Annotated in this window: 14 protein-coding genes and 1 pseudogene; 7 read left to right on the top strand and 8 right to left on the bottom strand. The window is 67.8% G+C overall.

Features of this window, described 5'->3' with window-relative positions:
- Positions 1-66 precede the first annotated feature (66 nt).
- From LCY71_RS19910 to LCY71_RS19930, 5 genes are all read left to right on the top strand, one after another.
- Positions 67-225 carry a hypothetical protein gene (locus LCY71_RS19910; protein ID WP_225336312.1) on the top strand — a complete coding sequence of 53 codons (159 nt, stop codon included), beginning with the start codon at positions 67-69 and terminating at the stop codon, positions 223-225.
- Between the two features lie 55 nt (positions 226-280).
- Positions 281-1,414, top strand: a complete 1,134-nt coding sequence (locus LCY71_RS19915; RefSeq protein WP_225336313.1) for a DUF8173 domain-containing protein — start codon at positions 281-283, stop codon at positions 1,412-1,414.
- A 261-nt stretch (positions 1,415-1,675) separates the two neighbouring features.
- Positions 1,676-3,103 (top strand): cytochrome ubiquinol oxidase subunit I, encoded by a 1,428-nt coding sequence (locus LCY71_RS19920; protein ID WP_225336314.1) that lies wholly within the window; start codon positions 1,676-1,678, stop codon positions 3,101-3,103.
- Positions 3,093-4,100 carry a cytochrome d ubiquinol oxidase subunit II gene (cydB, locus tag LCY71_RS19925; protein WP_225336315.1) on the top strand — a complete coding sequence of 336 codons (1,008 nt, stop codon included), beginning with the start codon at positions 3,093-3,095 and terminating at the stop codon, positions 4,098-4,100. The genes LCY71_RS19920 and cydB overlap by 11 nt, the downstream gene beginning before the upstream one ends.
- On the top strand, positions 4,093-4,308 hold the full coding sequence (locus tag LCY71_RS19930; RefSeq protein ID WP_225336316.1) for a hypothetical protein: 216 nt from the start codon (positions 4,093-4,095) through the stop codon (positions 4,306-4,308). The genes cydB and LCY71_RS19930 overlap by 8 nt, the downstream gene beginning before the upstream one ends.
- 90 nt (positions 4,309-4,398) lie before the next feature.
- Here LCY71_RS19930 and LCY71_RS19935 read toward each other — a convergent pair whose 3' ends face one another.
- Positions 4,399-4,998: a plastocyanin/azurin family copper-binding protein gene (locus tag LCY71_RS19935; RefSeq protein WP_225336317.1), complete on the bottom strand. Its 600-nt coding sequence runs from the start codon at positions 4,996-4,998 to the stop codon at positions 4,399-4,401.
- 150 nt (positions 4,999-5,148) lie between these two features.
- Complete coding sequence (locus tag LCY71_RS19940; RefSeq protein ID WP_225336318.1) at positions 5,149-6,912, bottom strand: cbb3-type cytochrome c oxidase subunit I; 1,764 nt, start codon at positions 6,910-6,912, stop codon at positions 5,149-5,151.
- A 622-nt stretch (positions 6,913-7,534) separates the two neighbouring features.
- On the opposite strand from LCY71_RS19940, the gene LCY71_RS19945 reads away from it, so the two are divergent.
- On the top strand, positions 7,535-8,788 hold the full coding sequence (locus LCY71_RS19945; protein ID WP_225336319.1) for an MgtC/SapB family protein: 1,254 nt from the start codon (positions 7,535-7,537) through the stop codon (positions 8,786-8,788).
- 554 nt (positions 8,789-9,342) lie between these two features.
- On the opposite strand, the gene LCY71_RS19950 is transcribed toward LCY71_RS19945, so the two are convergent.
- The 3 genes from LCY71_RS19950 to LCY71_RS19960 all read right to left on the bottom strand — a co-directional run bounded on the left by LCY71_RS19950 (position 9,343) and on the right by LCY71_RS19960 (position 10,779).
- Complete coding sequence (locus tag LCY71_RS19950; RefSeq protein ID WP_225336320.1) at positions 9,343-9,789, bottom strand: pyridoxamine 5'-phosphate oxidase family protein; 447 nt, start codon at positions 9,787-9,789, stop codon at positions 9,343-9,345.
- An 84-nt stretch (positions 9,790-9,873) separates the two neighbouring features.
- The gene (locus tag LCY71_RS19955; RefSeq protein WP_225336321.1) at positions 9,874-10,362 is read right to left on the bottom strand and encodes a pyridoxamine 5'-phosphate oxidase family protein; all 489 of its coding nucleotides are present in this window, start codon (positions 10,360-10,362) and stop codon (positions 9,874-9,876) included.
- A 159-nt stretch (positions 10,363-10,521) separates the two neighbouring features.
- Complete coding sequence (locus LCY71_RS19960) at positions 10,522-10,779, bottom strand: DUF8015 family protein (protein WP_225336322.1); 258 nt, start codon at positions 10,777-10,779, stop codon at positions 10,522-10,524.
- A gap of 106 nt (positions 10,780-10,885) precedes the next feature.
- On the opposite strand from LCY71_RS19960, the gene LCY71_RS19965 reads away from it, so the two are divergent.
- Positions 10,886-11,035 carry a DUF7557 family protein gene (locus LCY71_RS19965; RefSeq protein WP_225336323.1) on the top strand — a complete coding sequence of 50 codons (150 nt, stop codon included), beginning with the start codon at positions 10,886-10,888 and terminating at the stop codon, positions 11,033-11,035.
- 121 nt (positions 11,036-11,156) lie between these two features.
- Here LCY71_RS19965 and LCY71_RS19970 read toward each other — a convergent pair whose 3' ends face one another.
- The 3 genes and pseudogenes from LCY71_RS19970 to LCY71_RS19980 form a co-directional block, all read right to left on the bottom strand.
- Positions 11,157-11,612, bottom strand: coding sequence for a DUF2267 domain-containing protein (locus tag LCY71_RS19970; RefSeq protein ID WP_225336324.1), 456 nt, complete (start codon positions 11,610-11,612; stop codon positions 11,157-11,159).
- 174 nt (positions 11,613-11,786) lie between these two features.
- Positions 11,787-12,256: pseudogene (locus tag LCY71_RS19975) on the bottom strand (CBS domain-containing protein).
- Between the two features lie 184 nt (positions 12,257-12,440).
- A complete protein-coding gene (locus tag LCY71_RS19980) occupies positions 12,441-15,152 on the bottom strand; it encodes a cation-translocating P-type ATPase (RefSeq protein WP_225336325.1) in 2,712 nt (903 codons plus the stop codon).
- Positions 15,153-15,198 lie beyond the last annotated feature (46 nt).

Genomic DNA, 15,198 nt, shown 5'->3' on the forward strand with positions numbered 1-15,198 from the left:
GCCCTGACGGCTGATTCAGCGGGAACAGTGTAGAACCAATAGGGTTTCAACAGAGCCGGTCAAGCGGTGGCACTCAACGAGCGGTCCCCCGCCGACCTGGCCGTGAGGCGGCCGCACGGTCGCACCGACGTCGGGCGGTTCCCCCTCGGGACCGTCGCCCCGCAGTACTGCGGTCAGGACGCCGAGATATCGGCGGCGAAGCCGCCGTTCGAAGCGAACTGGTAACTACTGTTATGGTCGTGGCCGCGGTCAGCGACGCGGTACAATGAGTCGTGTCACCATGACTAGACGATGTGCCACCGCGTTCGTCGTCAGCGCGGTGCTACTGCTCTCACTCGGCACCGGCGTCGCCGCAGCCCAGTCGTTCGAGGGGGCCGGCGGCACGATCGTCGTCGAGTCGGACGAGACCTACGAGAGCGTCGAGGGCGTCGCGGGGTCGATCGTCGTCCGCGGGACGGTCACCGGCGACGTGTCCGGGGTCGCCGGGAACGTACACGTCGCCGAAGGCGGAAGCGTCGAGGGCTCGATAGAGGCGGCCGCCGGCACCGTCCGAATCGACGGGATCGTCGGCGGCGACGTCGACGTCGGCGGGGGCCACGTCGAGGTGAGCGAGACCGGGCGGATCGGCGGCGACCTGAACGCCGGCGCCGGGTTCCTCGCGGTGAACGGGGCGGTCGGCGGCGACGTCCGCGCCGGAGCCGAGACGATCGTGATCGGGCCGAATGCGAACGTCGGCGGCGAGTTCCGCTACGACGCGAACGAGTTCAGCCGGGACGAGAACGCGACCGTGGCCGGCGGCGTCGTCGAGGACCCGAACCTCGCCGGGAATGTCGGACCGACCGGGGAGTTCTTCTCCGTCCCTCCCGTCCTGGTCTCGGTCTACGGCTTCTTCGTCAACCTTCTGCTCGGTGCGGTCCTGCTCGCCGCCTTCCCGGCGTTCTCGTCGAGCGTCGCCGCTCGCGTCGCGGACGACACGGTGAGGTCGGGCGGGGCCGGATTCCTGACCCTGATCGCCGTGCCGATCGCGCTGGTGTTCGTCGCGATAACCCTCGTCGGCATCCCACTGGCCGTCGTCGGAGCCGTCGTCTTCGGGCTGCTCGTCTGGATCGGCACCGTGTACGGCCAGTACGCCGTCGGCGCGTGGGCGCTGGGGCTCGCCGACGTCGACAACCGCTGGCTCGCGCTCGTGGTCGGCCTCGTCGGGTTCGCTCTCCTGGGCGCGATCCCGGTCGTCGGCGGGCTCGTCGGGTTCGTCGCGCTGTTGCTCGGCCTCGGCGCGCTCGCGCTCGGACTGCGCGACCGGTACCGCAGCCGGAGGGAGCCGCGGATCGGCGGACGGCAGGCCACGCTCGACGAGGTCTCGTCCGACGCCCGTGGCCCGCCCGTCCGCGGGTCCGAGGAGGGCGAGTCGTGAGTTGCGGGACCTGACGCGACCGCGGCCTCGATCACGGGAGCCGCTTCACGCAGCGCGGCGGTGCGAGTACCGTACAGTGCTCGATTTCGACGATCAGACCAGTAACGATTTCACTCGACGAGACTCGTCTAGTCGTATGGGCTATGACGGAAGCGTACCCCGTGCGGCGTCCGTCGATCGCGGGGGTGGGTCGAGGTGGACCGGCGCGGTGCCGACGCGAACAGAGCGTCGTCGTGAACGCCGCGAGGAGGTGACCGACGGGTGATCGACCCGACCTTCGCGAGCCGGCTCCAGTTCGCCGTCACGACGATCGTCCACATCGTCTTCCCGGTGATGAGCATGGGGCTCGCGCCCTTCCTGATCTACTTCACGTGGAAGGAGATCCGGACCGGGAAACCCATCTACGAGCAGTTGCGGCGGTTCTGGGTCCGTATCTTCGCGGTGAGCTTCGTCGTCGGCACCGTCACCGGACTCGTCCTCGAGTTCGAGTTCGGCACGAACTTCGCGGCCTTCTCGACGACCGCCGGCGAGCTGTTCGGCGGCCCGCTGGCCACCGAGGGGATGATGGCGTTCATGCTGGAGGCAACCTTCCTCGGCATCTTCGTCTTCGGCCGGGAGCGGGTCTCTGACGCGCTGTACTTCGTCTCCAGCGTCGCCGTCGGACTCGGGACGTGGCTGTCGGCCGTCTGGATCCTGATCGCGAACTCGTGGATGCAGACGCCTCGCGGGTTCGACCTCGCGACGGAGGGGGGCCAGCAGGTCGTCCTGCTGACTGACCCGCTGGCGGCGTACTTCAACCCGCGCTTCCAGTACATGTTCGTCCACATGCAGAACTCGGCCGTCGAGGCGGTCGCGCTGTTCATGGCGGGCGTCGCCGCCTACCACGTGTTCCGCCACCACGTGTGGGGCTACCCCGTCGAACACCCCGAGTTCTGGGAGACGACGCTGAAGATCGCCATCGTGGCGCTCGTGATCACCGCGCCGCTACAGGTGATCCACGGCGACCTGTACGCCCGCCACGTCTACGAGACGCAGCCCCAGAAGTTCGCCGCGATGGAGGCCGTCTGGGAGACGGACTCGTACGTGCCCGAGTACATCGTCGCGTTCCCGACCGACGTGCAGGACCTCCTCGACCCGCGGACCAGGGATCTGTTCGGCATCGGGATCCCCGGGGGCGCGTCGTGGCTCGCCAGCGGGGGTGACCCGCAGGCGACGATACGCGGCCTCGACTCCTTCGAGACCGAGGCCCCGCCCGTCGCCATCGTGTTCTGGTCGTTCCGCCTCATGGTCGGCCTCGGGTTCTGGTTCATACTCCTCGCGTTCTGGGCCAGCTACCGCTGGTGGCGCGGCGAACTGCGCGATGACGACCTCCTCCACAAGGCGCTGATGGGGTCGTCGCTGCTCGGAATTCTCGCCGTGGAGCTGGGCTGGATCGTCACCGAGGTGGGCCGCCAGCCGTGGGTCATCCAGGGCGTCATGCGGACCGCCGACGGCGTCTCTCCCGGCCTGACGGGCGCGGAGGCCACGTTCACGCTCGTCGGATTCGTGACCGGCTACGCTGCGCTGCTCGGGCTGTACGCGTACGTCGTCGTCCGCCTCGTCCGGGCGGGGCCGCCGAGCGGGTCCGACCTCCGGGCGAATACGCAAACGCCGACCGTCGAGAGCGAGGTGCCAGCCGATGGCGATTAGCGCGTCGGCGCTGGCGTCGGAGCCGCTGTTCGGACTGCCGCTCGCGGAGCTGTGGTTCGCGCTGCTGTTTGCCATCTTCGGGATGTTCCTGTTCCTCGACGGCTTCGACTTCGGCATCGGAGTGCTGTTCGCCACGCGCGAGGACGCCCACGAGCGCGAGCAACTGCTGACCGCTATCGGCCCGTTCTGGGACGGCAACGAGGTGTGGCTGGTCGTGTTCGGCGGCGCGCTGTTCGCGGCGTTCCCGGCCGTGTACGCGAACCTCTTCAGCAGGTACTACCTGCTGATGTTCGCCATCCTGGCCGCGCTCGGGCTGCGCGGGCTCGCGCCCGAGATGTACGAGGAGCGGACCGATTCACGGTGGCGGCGGTTCTGGGGGGCCGCCTTCGTCGTCGGGAGCACGGTGACGCCGTTTCTCCTCGGTGCGTTCGTCCTGAACTGGCTGGTCGGCTCTCCCGGCCTCGCGTCGCCGGCCGGCGTCGTCGGCGGGCTCGCGCTCGTCGCGCTGACCGTCGCCGACGGCGCTGCCTTTCTCGGCCTGAAGGCGCGCGGATCGCTGCGGGACGACGCGAGCAGGGACGGGATACGCGCGGTCGTCGCGTACCTGGTTCTCGTCGCCGCGGCGCTGGCGGCGGTGTACGCCACTGTACCGGCCCTGCGGCCGTCCCTGCTGTCGCCCGTCGTCGGGGCGCTGGTCGGGGTGACAGTCCTTGGAACGGCGACGTACGTCGTCGCGACCCGGCGGCGACGATACTACGTCGCGTTCGCGTCGGTCGCCGTGCTGGTCGCGGCGCTCGTGTCGGTCGTCGGCGTCGTCATGTACCCGGTAGCCGATCGGACGACCGGTCTCACCGTTCAGGAGGCCGTCGTCTCGACGCTGCCGCTGAACCTGATGTCGATCATGGCCGCCGTCCTGCTACCGATCGTCCTGTCGTACTTCGGGGTGCTGTACTCGGTGTTCAGCGGCCCGATCGAGGACGGAGAGGCGTATGGCTGAGGACCTCCCGGCGAGCGGTCCGAACCTGGGGTCGCGGATCCTCGTGACCTGGGTCGAACTGACGGTGGTCGGCCTCATCGGCGGCGTCGTCGGGACGTCGCTGGGCGGGCCGCCAGCGCTCGTCGTCTACTTCGCGACGACGCTGCTCTCGGTCGCCGTCCTGTTCCACAACGTCAACGAACTGATCCGCGAGTGGATCAGGGGCTGAGGTGCCCCGGCGGCCGACGCCGACGCGTCGTCGACAGTCGCCGGGGTGTCGGACCACCCGCACTCGGTGGCGGCCCCGCGGCCAGTGGCGTCACTCCGGGCCGTAGTCGCCGCCGTACTTCAGGAAGAAGTACCCCAGCGCGACGACGACGACCATCGCGCCGACGAGCGCGATGACAGCGGTCCTGACGACCTCCGGCATCTCGGGGACGACGTCGTCACCGCCGCCACCGCCCTCGCCGCCGCCATCGCCGCCGTCGCCGCCGGCCGAGACCGTGAGTTCGGCGACCATTCCGGCACTCTCGTGCGGGACGCAGAAGTACCCGTAGGTGCCCTCGACCTCGAAGGTGTGCTCGAAGCTCTCTCCGCCGGGGATGTCCCCGTCCGGATACGCGTCGCGGGCCGACTGCTCGTCCTCGAAGCCGCCGGACGCGAAGTACTCGGCGTCGTCGGGGATCTCCTCCTCGTAGGCGGTCACGGAGTGACCGATGTCGCCCACGTTCTCCCACACGACCGTCGTTCCGGGCGCTATAGTGGTCGAGTCCGGGTCGAATACGAGTTCGTCGGTCATGTCGATGACGGCGTCTTCCTGGGCGCTCGCCGGGTTCGACGCGGCGGCCGCCGCGGTCGTCCCGCCGGCCGAGAGGAGGAAGCCGCGGCGCGTAACGCTCGCCGAATCAGTCGCTCGCATGCTCTCGACGTACCGCTCGCGGGGAAATAACGGTTCACGCCCGAACGCTGCGAGTTACGTGCGTCGTTCTAACGGACGCACGGCGAACGCCGTGGACTCCGGTGGTCGACCGACGCCGGCAGTCGCGTACCCCGACAGCGGGCGCGCCCGTCACCGGGGACCGTCGTCGTCCGGCGACGTCTCGTCTCCACTCTCGCCGCCGTCGGTGGCGAGGGTGTCCCCGAACTGGCGCTCGAACCAGGCGAAGTCGCGGCCGAACATGTCGTCGCGCTCGAGGTTCCACGGGTCGCCGTCGCGGATGCGCCGTCCCTCGAGCCAGGAGATTACGACGTTCCAGACGAAGATGACCTGCCCCACGAGCAACACGAGGGCACCCACCGAGGCGATCTGGTGCCAAAACGTGATCTGTCCGAACGGCGCGAGTGCGCCGTCGAGTTCGTAGGTGGCGTACCGGCGCGGCATGCCGAGGTAGCCTAGCGCCAGCATGGCGAAGAACGTGACGTTCGTCCCGACCATCGACAGCCAGAAGTGCCACTTCGCGAGCGTGCGCTGGTACATCCGCTTGGTGTAGAGCGGGAACCAGTAGTAGATGCCGGCGAAGGCGGCGAAGCCGATGGCACCCATCACGATGTAGTGGAAGTGGCCGACGACGTAGTAGGTGTCGTGAACGACCAGATCGACGGGGACTGAGGCGAGGAAGACGCCGGTGACGCCGCCGATGATGAAGTTCGAGATGAAGCCGATGCAGAACAGCATCGGCGCGGTCAGTCGCAGTCGACCCTGCCACATCGTCGTGATCCAGTTGAACGTCTTGACCGCGCTGGGGACGGCGATGGCCAGCGAGACCGTCATGAAACTCAGACGGAGGCGTGGGTCCATCCCCGTCGCGAACATGTGGTGGGCCCACACGCCGAACGAGAGGACGCCGATTGCCAGCGTCGAGTAGACGACGAACTTGAAGCCGAACAGCTCGCGGCCGGAGAACCGCGGCAAGATGTAGCTGACCAGCCCCATCGGCGGGAGCACGAGGATGTACACCTCGGGGTGGCCGAAGAACCAGAACAGGTGCTGCCACAGCAGCGGACCGCCGCCGTCCACGGCGAAGAACGTCGTCCCGACGTTCCGGTCGAGCAGGAGCATGACCAGTGCGCTGCCCAGCAGCGGGAACGAGAACAGGATGATCCCCGACTGGGTGAGGATGGTCCACGAGAAGATGTCGAGGTTCGCCCAGTCGACCTCGGCCCCCCGCTCGGTGAAGATGGTCGCGATGAAGTTGATCGCACCCATGGTCGTGGCCACCCCCGAGAGGTGCAGGCCCAGGAACATCAGGTCCGCACCGAGGTGCGGCTGTTCGACTGACAGCGGCGGGTACATCGTCCAGCTCGTCTGTGCCGGGTCGAGACCGGGGACGAAGAAACCGGCCCAGATCATCAGTGCCGCCGGGGGGAGCAACCAGAAGGCGATGGCGTTGATCCGCGGGAACGCCATGTCGTCGGCCCCGATCAGCAGCGGCACGAAGTAGTTGCCGAACGCAGCGATGATCGGGGTCCCGAAGAGGAACAGCATGGTGATCCCGTGGCTGGTCAGGAGCGCGTTGTAGAGGTTGTTGCCGACGATGGCGCCGCCGGGCGTGATCAGCTGGAGGCGGATCAGGAACGCCATGATCCCGCCCACGGCGAAGGTGATGACGCCGTAGACGCCGTAGAGAATCCCGATGTCCTTGTGGTCGACGGTCGTCAGCCAGCGGATCAGTCCACCGGGTTTCTCCCGCCGTTCCGTGACGGCCGACTCGTCGTAGCCGCCGCCAGCCATCGGCGCGTACGATCGCCAGTCCTCGACCCGAAGCAAGGCGAAGATGACGGTGACCACGAGCGCCGCCATCACCGCCGCGATGACCAGTTGTTCGGCTGCCATGATCGGACCGACGTCTGCCCTGCACTTAAAATATCACCGTTATTTCGGCACAATCGTCTCCTATTCACGGTCAGGTACGAGATAGTCGATGGTTCCTCTTCCGATAGCAACCGCGTACCCTGATGTGACACTTCCACCCGGGACGGCTGCGGTCAGTCTATCCGATCGCCGCCGTCCTCCGGAGCACCGGCCGCTGTCCCTCGGACACCGTTCTTTCGGGTACCCGCCGCTCCGACCGATCTATAGTAGAAATAGAAACTATTTACACATCGAGGGGCACCTCGTATGCCCATCGAGTGTGTCAGTGCGTTCAATTTCTACTATAGAGGATCGCCCTGCGACAAATCCGACGTTTGGTCGGCGTACGGGTAGCATACCACGCCACGCCGACGGGACGGCCCACTCACGGGACCGCCGGAGTCCGTGGCGACGGCGGCGTGATCGGGAGCCGTCGGGCGTTCTGAGCGCACAGTCTAACGCCCGTACTACCGTTATTATATGGTCGACCTACAGCCCGAAAACGGCGCCTTACCGCTGAGACGCGACCGCGTTGCGAGGGCTGAATCTCGAAAGGACGACGGGGCCCGAAGTTTGACGATACGGGCGCGTGACGTACCGGTGGATGGTCGATCCGGTCACTGATCCGCTCTACCGCGTCGTGTTCCGCGTCGGAATCGCCTTCGGGATCGGGGCCCTCATCGGTCTCGAACGGGAGCAGAGCGAGTCGGCCGGATCGGTCGCGGGCAGTCGCACGTTCCCGCTGTTCGCGATCCTCGGTGCACTGGTGCAGGCGTTCTTCCCGCCGATGCTCCCCGTCGTTCTGGCCGCGCTCGCGCTCGCGCTCACCGTGGCGTACGGGGCGAGAGCGTGGTTCGAGCGCGACGTCGGACTCACGACGCTGACCGCGGCGCTTCTCACCGTCGTGCTCGGGGCGACGGCGATGCATTCGGAGCGGGGGACCGTCGTCGCAGTCGTCGTGGGCGGCGTCGTCACCGTCCTGCTGTCCGCGAAGGGAGCGATCCACGAGTTCGCCGAGGGGATCGACGACCGGGAGCGCCGGGCGTCGGTCAAGTTCATCCTCGTCGTGCTGGTCGTCTATCCGCTGCTTCCCGCCCGGGAACTCGACGTCCTGTTCGGCCTCAACCCGCGGTTCGTCTGGCTCATGGTCGTCTTCGTCACCGGCCTGAGCTTCGCCGGGTACGTCCTGAGTCGGACGATCGGCACCGAGCGGGGCATCGCAGCGACGGGCATGTTGGGCGGGTTCGTCTCCTCGACAGCCACGACCGTGTCGATGGCCGAGCGGACGAGCGAAGCGCCGGCGCTCGCCCGGATCTGCGCCTTCTCGACCGTGGTCGCGTCGGCCGTCATGTTCCCCAGGGCGCTCGTCGAAGTCGTCGTGATCAACCGGGCGCTCCTGCCGTACGTCGCGGTTCCGCTCGGCGCTATGACCGTCTCCGGCGCTATCGCCGCCGCCGTCCTCTACTGGCGGGCGACCGCAGAGTCGGACCTGAACGCCGACGTCGAGAACCCGTTTCGGCTGCGGCCGGCGCTGTTCTTCGGACTCGTCTTCGCGGCGGTGCTGCTGGTCTCCGAGACCGCCCACTCGCGTCTGGGCGCGTCGGGCGTGTACGCGACGGCGTTCGTCTCCGGGCTCGCAGACGTCGACGCGATCACGCTGACGCTAAGCCGCCTGGCCGCGGAGGGGGAGGTGTCCCGACAGGTCGCGACGACCGGAATCGTCGTCGGGGCTATCGCGAACACTGCGACGAAGGCCGGGCTCGCGTGGCTCATCGGCACTCGACGGCACGCTCGCCTCGTCACGGCCGCCCTGGCCGTCGTCTCGGTCGTCGGTATCGTAGTCGTGGTGGTCGTTTGACATCATCCTCCGCGTTCACGCGGAGGAATCCCGAGCGGTGGGAGTTTCAGGTGTGCAGTCCAATCATCGGACTACCAGCCCTTTCGGGCGCGGGTCGTCCCACAGCGTCGGACTGGTGGACTGCTGGCCATGGCAACTGGCCGTTACCCCCTCTCCTCGACCGTGTACGGCGTTCCAGTGTTGTTTTTGCCACGGGATGCCAGCAAGCGTCAGCAGAGTTGGGGGTATCGTCTTGCTCGCTTTGAGCAGTCGGCACGTTGGCACACCCGTCGAGGATGTGGCGTTCACCGACTGTTCTTTCAGATACTACCTCGTTACGTGGACGGACAGGCCGCCTCCGAAGGACGGTTCAGAATCCGCTCCGTTCCGACCGATTCCTACAGCACTGGAAGGCGGTCTGTCACTTAAACATCACTGTGGGAAACTCGGGGAGGCGTTCGAACGGTGGTCTCTTTCGAGGAGTGACGGCGCGTATCCACCCCGTCAACGGCGTGGTATTGCGCCTGCTCCGCATATAACCGCCCGCACGTGTTTCAGTCGGGTCTGCGCTCCGATCACTCCTGTCTGAATTCGGACTCGATCCGCGCCGTCAGTTCGTCGGGTACGAGCCGGTGGAACTCGAAGTCCACCTCGCGGGTCGGGGCGTGGAAGATGTCGATAAGCGGGATGTCCACGTGGTCGAGGCCGTCCAGCGACTCCGTGGCGATGTCCTCGTTATCGACGTCTTCCAGGTGGCCCCGGGCGACGACGCTCCGCCAGCGCTCGTCGTCGTCGCCGTACGTGACGAAAGCGACCGGTCGGCCGTCGAGGTCGCCCTTGGACTCCCCGTTCGAGAGCCGGAAGTAGAAGGTCGACTCCGAGCGATCGTATCCGTAGGACACCGGCACCGAGTGCGGCGAGTCGTCGCCCGACGTCGACAGCGAGAGCACGCCGGTCCCGCCGTTCCCGAGGAACTCGTCGCGCTCTTTCTCGTCCATCTCGATGGGGCTATCTTCTGGCATGGGTGACAGGACTGGTGGAACGCCCATAAGTCTCCGGTCGGGACGCGAGCCAGCGCTTCTGCGCCGGGTCGGTGAGCGCCGACGTCACGTGGATTCCTCCGACTGTGGCGGCTCGAACCCCGGCGGCAGTCCGTTCTGTTTGTACCCGACGCGGTTCGCGATCCGGAACCGGTAGACCGTGACGTCCGCGGCCAGGCCGTTCTGTTCGAAGAGGTCGGGGCGCCAGGCGTTCCCGAGCGCGTCCCCCAGGTCGTCCCATTCCGATTCCGGGACGGGCGAGACTGCGCCGGACAGCAGCACGCTCTGCCACATGAACCGCGAGGGCGCGTCGAACACCAGGAACGCCGCGTCGTCGCCGCGCTCGCTGAGGCGCTCCTTCCGGCTCTCGTCGGTCGTGACGTACGTGAAGTAGAGGGAGTCCTCGCCGTCGAAGCCGAACGACATCGGGACCACGTACGGCTCGTGCTCCGCTGGGAGCGCGAGCACGCCGACCCCCCGATTCGTCAGGAAGTCGCGCATCTCTCCGTCGGTCATCCGGGACACGCCGAACCCCTCGAGTTCGTGGAGTGTCATCACGAGTGATACTACAGCGAGCAGGGGGATAAAACGGCTGTCGATTCCTGGCACCCGGGAAAAGTTTCGTCGCGAGTGTCGCTGTCGGGGGAGGAGCAGGCGCTGGCCGCGACGATGCCCCCGCTGGAACCGGCAATAGCGTGCTCCTCGGCGTAGTCGTCACGGCGACAGCAAGACGCCGGCGGGGACCGCGTGCCAGACGGCGGCCGCAGCTTTGACCCGGGTCGACGTCTCCGGTAGCGGCGGATTGCGGAACAGCGCCGCGTAGACGAACGCCGTCGCGACCAGCGAACCGACGAACAGTCCGGTGCGAAACTGGACCGGCGTCACTACGCCGGCGAGCGCCCCGCCTCCGAGACTCGCCGCGATGGCGGCGAGGATCCTGTCGTAGTAGGTAAGCGTCGGAACGCCGCCCATACGCCCGGTTCGCGGTCCAGCGGGAAAGCCATCCGAACGCGTTCCCGGGTCCCGGAAAGTGACAGACGATTTATAACCCTGGCGGACCATCGTCCGTACGGGACTCATGAGCCACACCATCGAAATCGACGACGACCTCAGGGAGCGCCTGGACGACCACCGCGAGGAGGGCGAATCGATCGAGGAGTTCATCGAGACGCTCGTCTCGATGTACGAGACAGAGGGAGCGTTCCTGCAGGAGGGCTACTCGGAGTAATCGGAGTCCGTACCGCCCCGTCGCGTGTCGCCGCGGGCGACGGCACAGCACGACGGCACCGCCTCGTCGGGTTCGCGGTGCGGCGTCTCGAGAGATGCCGCGCGGCGAGACGGTCGCGGTCCTACCCTGACGGCTGGTCGCTTCCGGTCTGGCCGGCGTCGGACTCCTGCCAGCCGCCCGCGTCCACGATCTCGAAGAGGTTTCCCCAGCCCTCGTCGTCGTCGCTCTCCGGCAGCTGGTCGCGGAGCTGCTGGAAGTCGGACTCGGGGACGAGGGAGTGCACGAGGTCGACGACGACTCGCGAGCGGTAGGCCGCCTCCGGTCGGTCGACGTTCTCGATCTCGCTCACGCGCTCGACGAACTCCGTCCAGTCGAATCGCTGTCCGTGCTCGCTGACCGCGCCGGTCATGTACCACTTGACCTCCATCGGCAGCGACGCGGCGAGGTCCTCCGCGTTCCCCTCGGGAATCCGCCGTCCCAGCGTCGAGAGCGTCGCGCGAGTCGCCCGCACTGCTTCGCCCGTGTTGGCCAGTTCGAGGCGGTGCTGGACCTGTCCGGTGAACTCGTCGAAGTCCATACGCAAGCAATCACTCGGCCCGTACTTTAAACTAGCTGTCACTTCTCCCGGTCCGATCTCTCGTCGACCGGCGGCTTCGAGGTCCCCGTCGCACTCCAGAGGTGTGAGCAGCACCGATTTCGACCACAGCAACGGGACCGAACGGAGTCGGGTCCGGCGGGCGGACCCGAGTGATCAGTACGACGGGCGTGCGCCTGGATGACCGACGCGAGGTGTTCGTGTTCGTTCGTGAGGAGTTCGGTGAGGTCGTCGGCGGTGATGATCCCCGCCAGCTCGTCTTCGTTCGTACAGACGGGCAACCGACGGATTCCGTGCTCGCTCATCGCCTCTGCGGCCTGGTGAACCGCCTCGGGGTCAAGCCCCGAGGCACTCGGCCTGCTCCGCCTGTAGAACCCGGCGTCGGGCCCGACCGTGTGGAGATCCGTCGACATGACGTCGCGTGCAGCGACGCCGCTGGGATCGGTCGATTCGGCCAGCACGCGCGTCGTCAGGTCCCGATCAGTGACGATGCCCACGGGGGTGTCACCGTCTGTAACGACGACGCTACCGACGTCTTCGTCGCGCATGGTTTCCGCAAGCTCGTGGACTGCAGCGTCCTGCGTTGCAGTGACGACGTCCTCCCGGGCGAGGTCCTGGATTGGCATTTGCTGTCCCTCCGCTCTAGTGTTACATCCCCAACCATTAATGGCCGCGAGCCAGTTCTCGCAGGGTGAGAACTACCCGCACATCGATGGCTGTCTGACTCGACGTCGAGCGACGGAGACCGGGCGTTCGAGTGCGGCGATCTGTGGGTATTGCGGGCGAGCGGACGCTCGACGTGACGAGAGTCTACGACTCCTCCTCGGTCACCCGTCTCGGGGAGCGCCGTCGCCGCCACCACAGTTTGTGGACCTCGATGCCGACGGCCACGGAGAGCGCGACGAGGGTCAGGAACGCCCACCTGCCCAGCGGCACCGGCGCCGTCTCGAGGACGGCCCGGGCGGGCGCCGCGTACATCGATCCCACGTGTACGAGGAACGCGGTAATCGTCCCAGCGAGGAGAATCGGGCTTCCCAGCGGCGAGAGCCGGAAGAGCGAGGTGGTCTCGGAGCGCGCGTTGCCGATGTTGACGACCTCGAACAGCACCATCAGCAGGAGGATCTGGTTGCGGGCCGCCGTCGCCGAGAGACCGGCGTCGAGCAGCCAGGCGAAGGCCCCGAACGCGAGCGGTCCCATGATCAGCGCCGCGACGACCGTCCGTTCGACCATGAGGCGATCGAAGACGCGTTCGGTCGGGGAGCGCGGCGGCCGGTCGAGCACGTCGTCTTCCGCCGGTTCGAAGGCCAGCGCGACGTCTTGGATACCGTTGGTGACGAGGTTCAGCCAGAGGATCTGGACGGGCGTCAGCGGCAGGGGCATCCCGGCGACGATGGCCAGCAGGACGAGCACAACCTCGGCCGCGCCGGTCGACACCAGGAGGTAGACGATCTTCCGCACGTTGTCGTAGGCGATCCGCCCCTGTTCGATGCCCGAGACGATCGTGGCGAAGTTGTCGTCGCTGATGACGAGTTCGGCCGCGTCGCGGGCCACGTCCGTCCCCATCTGCCCCATCGCGATGCCGACGTTGGCCTGTCGCAGCGCCGGGGCGTCGTTGACCCCGTCGCCGGTGACGGCGACGTAGTGGCCCGCGTCCCGGGCCGCTTTCACGATGTCCAGTTTCTGCTCCGGCGAGACCCGTGCGAACACGTGCGTGGTCCCGAGCAGTTCCCGGACGTCGTCAGTGGATCGGTCGGCGATTTCGACGCCGGTGACCACCTCGTCCGGCCGCTCGGCGAGCCCCAGGTCGCGGGCGATCGCCAGCGCCGTCTCGGGGTGGTCTCCGGTGATCATCGTGACGGTGATGCCCGCCCGGCGAGCCGTCGCGATCGCCGTTCGGACGCCCGACCGCAGCGGGTCGATCAGTCCCACGAACCCGAGGAACGTGAGGCCGGTCGGTTCCGGCGGCGGGGCCTCCGGGTCGAGCTCGCCGTCGAGAGTTCCCTCGGCGACGGCGAGGACTCGATACCCCTCCCGGGCCATCGCCTCCGTCTCCGCTTCGAGGTCGGCGAGCGAGGCGTCCGTGGTCGTCTCGTCGCACATCGCCACGACGCGCTCGGGCGCGCCCTTGACGAACACCGCCGTTCGGTCGTCCGCCCGGTGGAAGGTGGCCGAGAACCGCTGCTCGGACTCGAAGGGGATTTCCTCGACCTGTGGGTATTCCGCGAGCGCTCCCTCTCTGGTCCGTCCGAGCTTGCGGCCGAGCGCCAGCAGCGCGACGTCGGTCGGATCGCCGCGCCACGTCCACTCGCCGTCGCGCCGAGACAGGGTCCCCTCGTTACAGAGGATCGCCGCCCGCGCGAGGCGAGCCAGGCGGTCGTCGCTCCCCGCGTCGGTCTGCACCCCGTCGCGAAGCACTGCTCCATCGGGATCGTACCCCTCCCCCGTGACGTCGTAGGTCGTCCCGTCCGCCAGGCGGAGCTGCCGGGCGGTCAGCTCGTTGGCCGTGAGCGTCCCCGTCTTGTCGGTGGCGATCATCGTACAGCTCCCGAGCCCCTCGACGGCGACGAGCCGGCGGACGATCACGCCGACGTCGGCCATCCGCCGGCTGGCGACGCCCAGTGCGACGGTCATCCCGACCGGGAGTCCTTCGGGGATCGCCGAGACGGCCAGCGCGACCGCGAAGAGGAACATCTCGACGGCGTCGTACTGGTGGATCACCACCCCGAGGATCGCGGTGATCGCCGCCGCGACGATGACCGCGACGCCGATGGCCCGAGTGAACCGCTCCATCCGCATCACGAGGGGCGGTTGCCCGCCCTCCACCGCCGTCACGTCCTCCGCGAGCTGGCCGACCGTAGTCTCCGCCCCGGTGGCGACTACCACGCCACGGCCGCGACCCCTGGTGACGTTCGTCCCCGCGTGGACCATGTTGCGCCGGTCGCCCAGCGGGACGTCGCCAGACGCCTCCCAGTCCTCGTCTTTCAGCACCGCCTCGGATTCGCCCGTCAGCGGGGACTCGTCGACCTCGAGGTCGTGGGTCGCCGTCAACCGCACGTCCGCCGGCACGCGATAGCCCGACTCGAGGAGTACGACGTCGCCCGGGACGACGTCTTCGGCGGCGATGTCCCGCGCGTCGCCGTCGCGGAGGACGGTGGCACGCGTCTCGATCAGTTCCTGCAACGACCGGCTGCTCTGCTCGGCCTGCCACTCCTGAACGCTCCCGATCAGGGCGTTGATCGCCAGGACCGCCGCGATGAAGGCGGCGTCGGTTCCCTCTCCGACGGCGACCGACACGACCGCCGCGGCCGCGAGGACGTAGATGAGCGGGTCCGTGAACTGCCGGAGGGCGATCTCCCACAGCGACGTCGGTTTCGCCCGCGGGAGGCGATTCGGTCCGTAGCCGTCTCTGCGACGCTCGGCCTCCTCGCTGGAGAGTCCCTCCGCACCGGTCTCGTACTCGTCGCACGCCGTCTCGACGGACTCGGTGTACCACTCCGATTCCGTCGTGGCCGCGTCGCTCATCGGTCGCTTCGTCTCGAACGGAGCCGTCCGGTCCAGTGCTGTCGTA

The organism is Halomicrobium urmianum (genome assembly GCF_020217425.1).
In the GTDB taxonomy this organism is placed as follows: Archaea; Halobacteriota; Halobacteria; order Halobacteriales; family Haloarculaceae; genus Halomicrobium; species Halomicrobium urmianum.

What these genes read in the sequence shown, in the direction of transcription:
- LCY71_RS19915 (WP_225336313.1), top strand. Translation starts at nt 281, where the DNA reads ATGACTAGACGATGTGCCACCGCGTTCGTCGTCAGCGCGGTGCTACTG.
- cydB (WP_225336315.1), top strand. Translation starts at nt 3,093, where the DNA reads ATGGCGATTAGCGCGTCGGCGCTGGCGTCGGAGCCGCTGTTCGGACTG.
- LCY71_RS19930 (WP_225336316.1), top strand. Translation starts at nt 4,093, where the DNA reads ATGGCTGAGGACCTCCCGGCGAGCGGTCCGAACCTGGGGTCGCGGATC.
- LCY71_RS19935 (WP_225336317.1), bottom strand. Translation starts at nt 4,998, where the DNA reads ATGCGAGCGACTGATTCGGCGAGCGTTACGCGCCGCGGCTTCCTCCTC.
- LCY71_RS19940 (WP_225336318.1), bottom strand. Translation starts at nt 6,912, where the DNA reads ATGGCAGCCGAACAACTGGTCATCGCGGCGGTGATGGCGGCGCTCGTG.
- LCY71_RS19945 (WP_225336319.1), top strand. Translation starts at nt 7,535, where the DNA reads ATGGTCGATCCGGTCACTGATCCGCTCTACCGCGTCGTGTTCCGCGTC.
- LCY71_RS19950 (WP_225336320.1), bottom strand. Translation starts at nt 9,789, where the DNA reads ATGCCAGAAGATAGCCCCATCGAGATGGACGAGAAAGAGCGCGACGAG.
- LCY71_RS19955 (WP_225336321.1), bottom strand. Translation starts at nt 10,362, where the DNA reads ATGACACTCCACGAACTCGAGGGGTTCGGCGTGTCCCGGATGACCGAC.
- LCY71_RS19960 (WP_225336322.1), bottom strand. Translation starts at nt 10,779, where the DNA reads ATGGGCGGCGTTCCGACGCTTACCTACTACGACAGGATCCTCGCCGCC.
- LCY71_RS19965 (WP_225336323.1), top strand. Translation starts at nt 10,886, where the DNA reads ATGAGCCACACCATCGAAATCGACGACGACCTCAGGGAGCGCCTGGAC.
- LCY71_RS19970 (WP_225336324.1), bottom strand. Translation starts at nt 11,612, where the DNA reads ATGGACTTCGACGAGTTCACCGGACAGGTCCAGCACCGCCTCGAACTG.
- LCY71_RS19980 (WP_225336325.1), bottom strand. Translation starts at nt 15,152, where the DNA reads ATGAGCGACGCGGCCACGACGGAATCGGAGTGGTACACCGAGTCCGTC.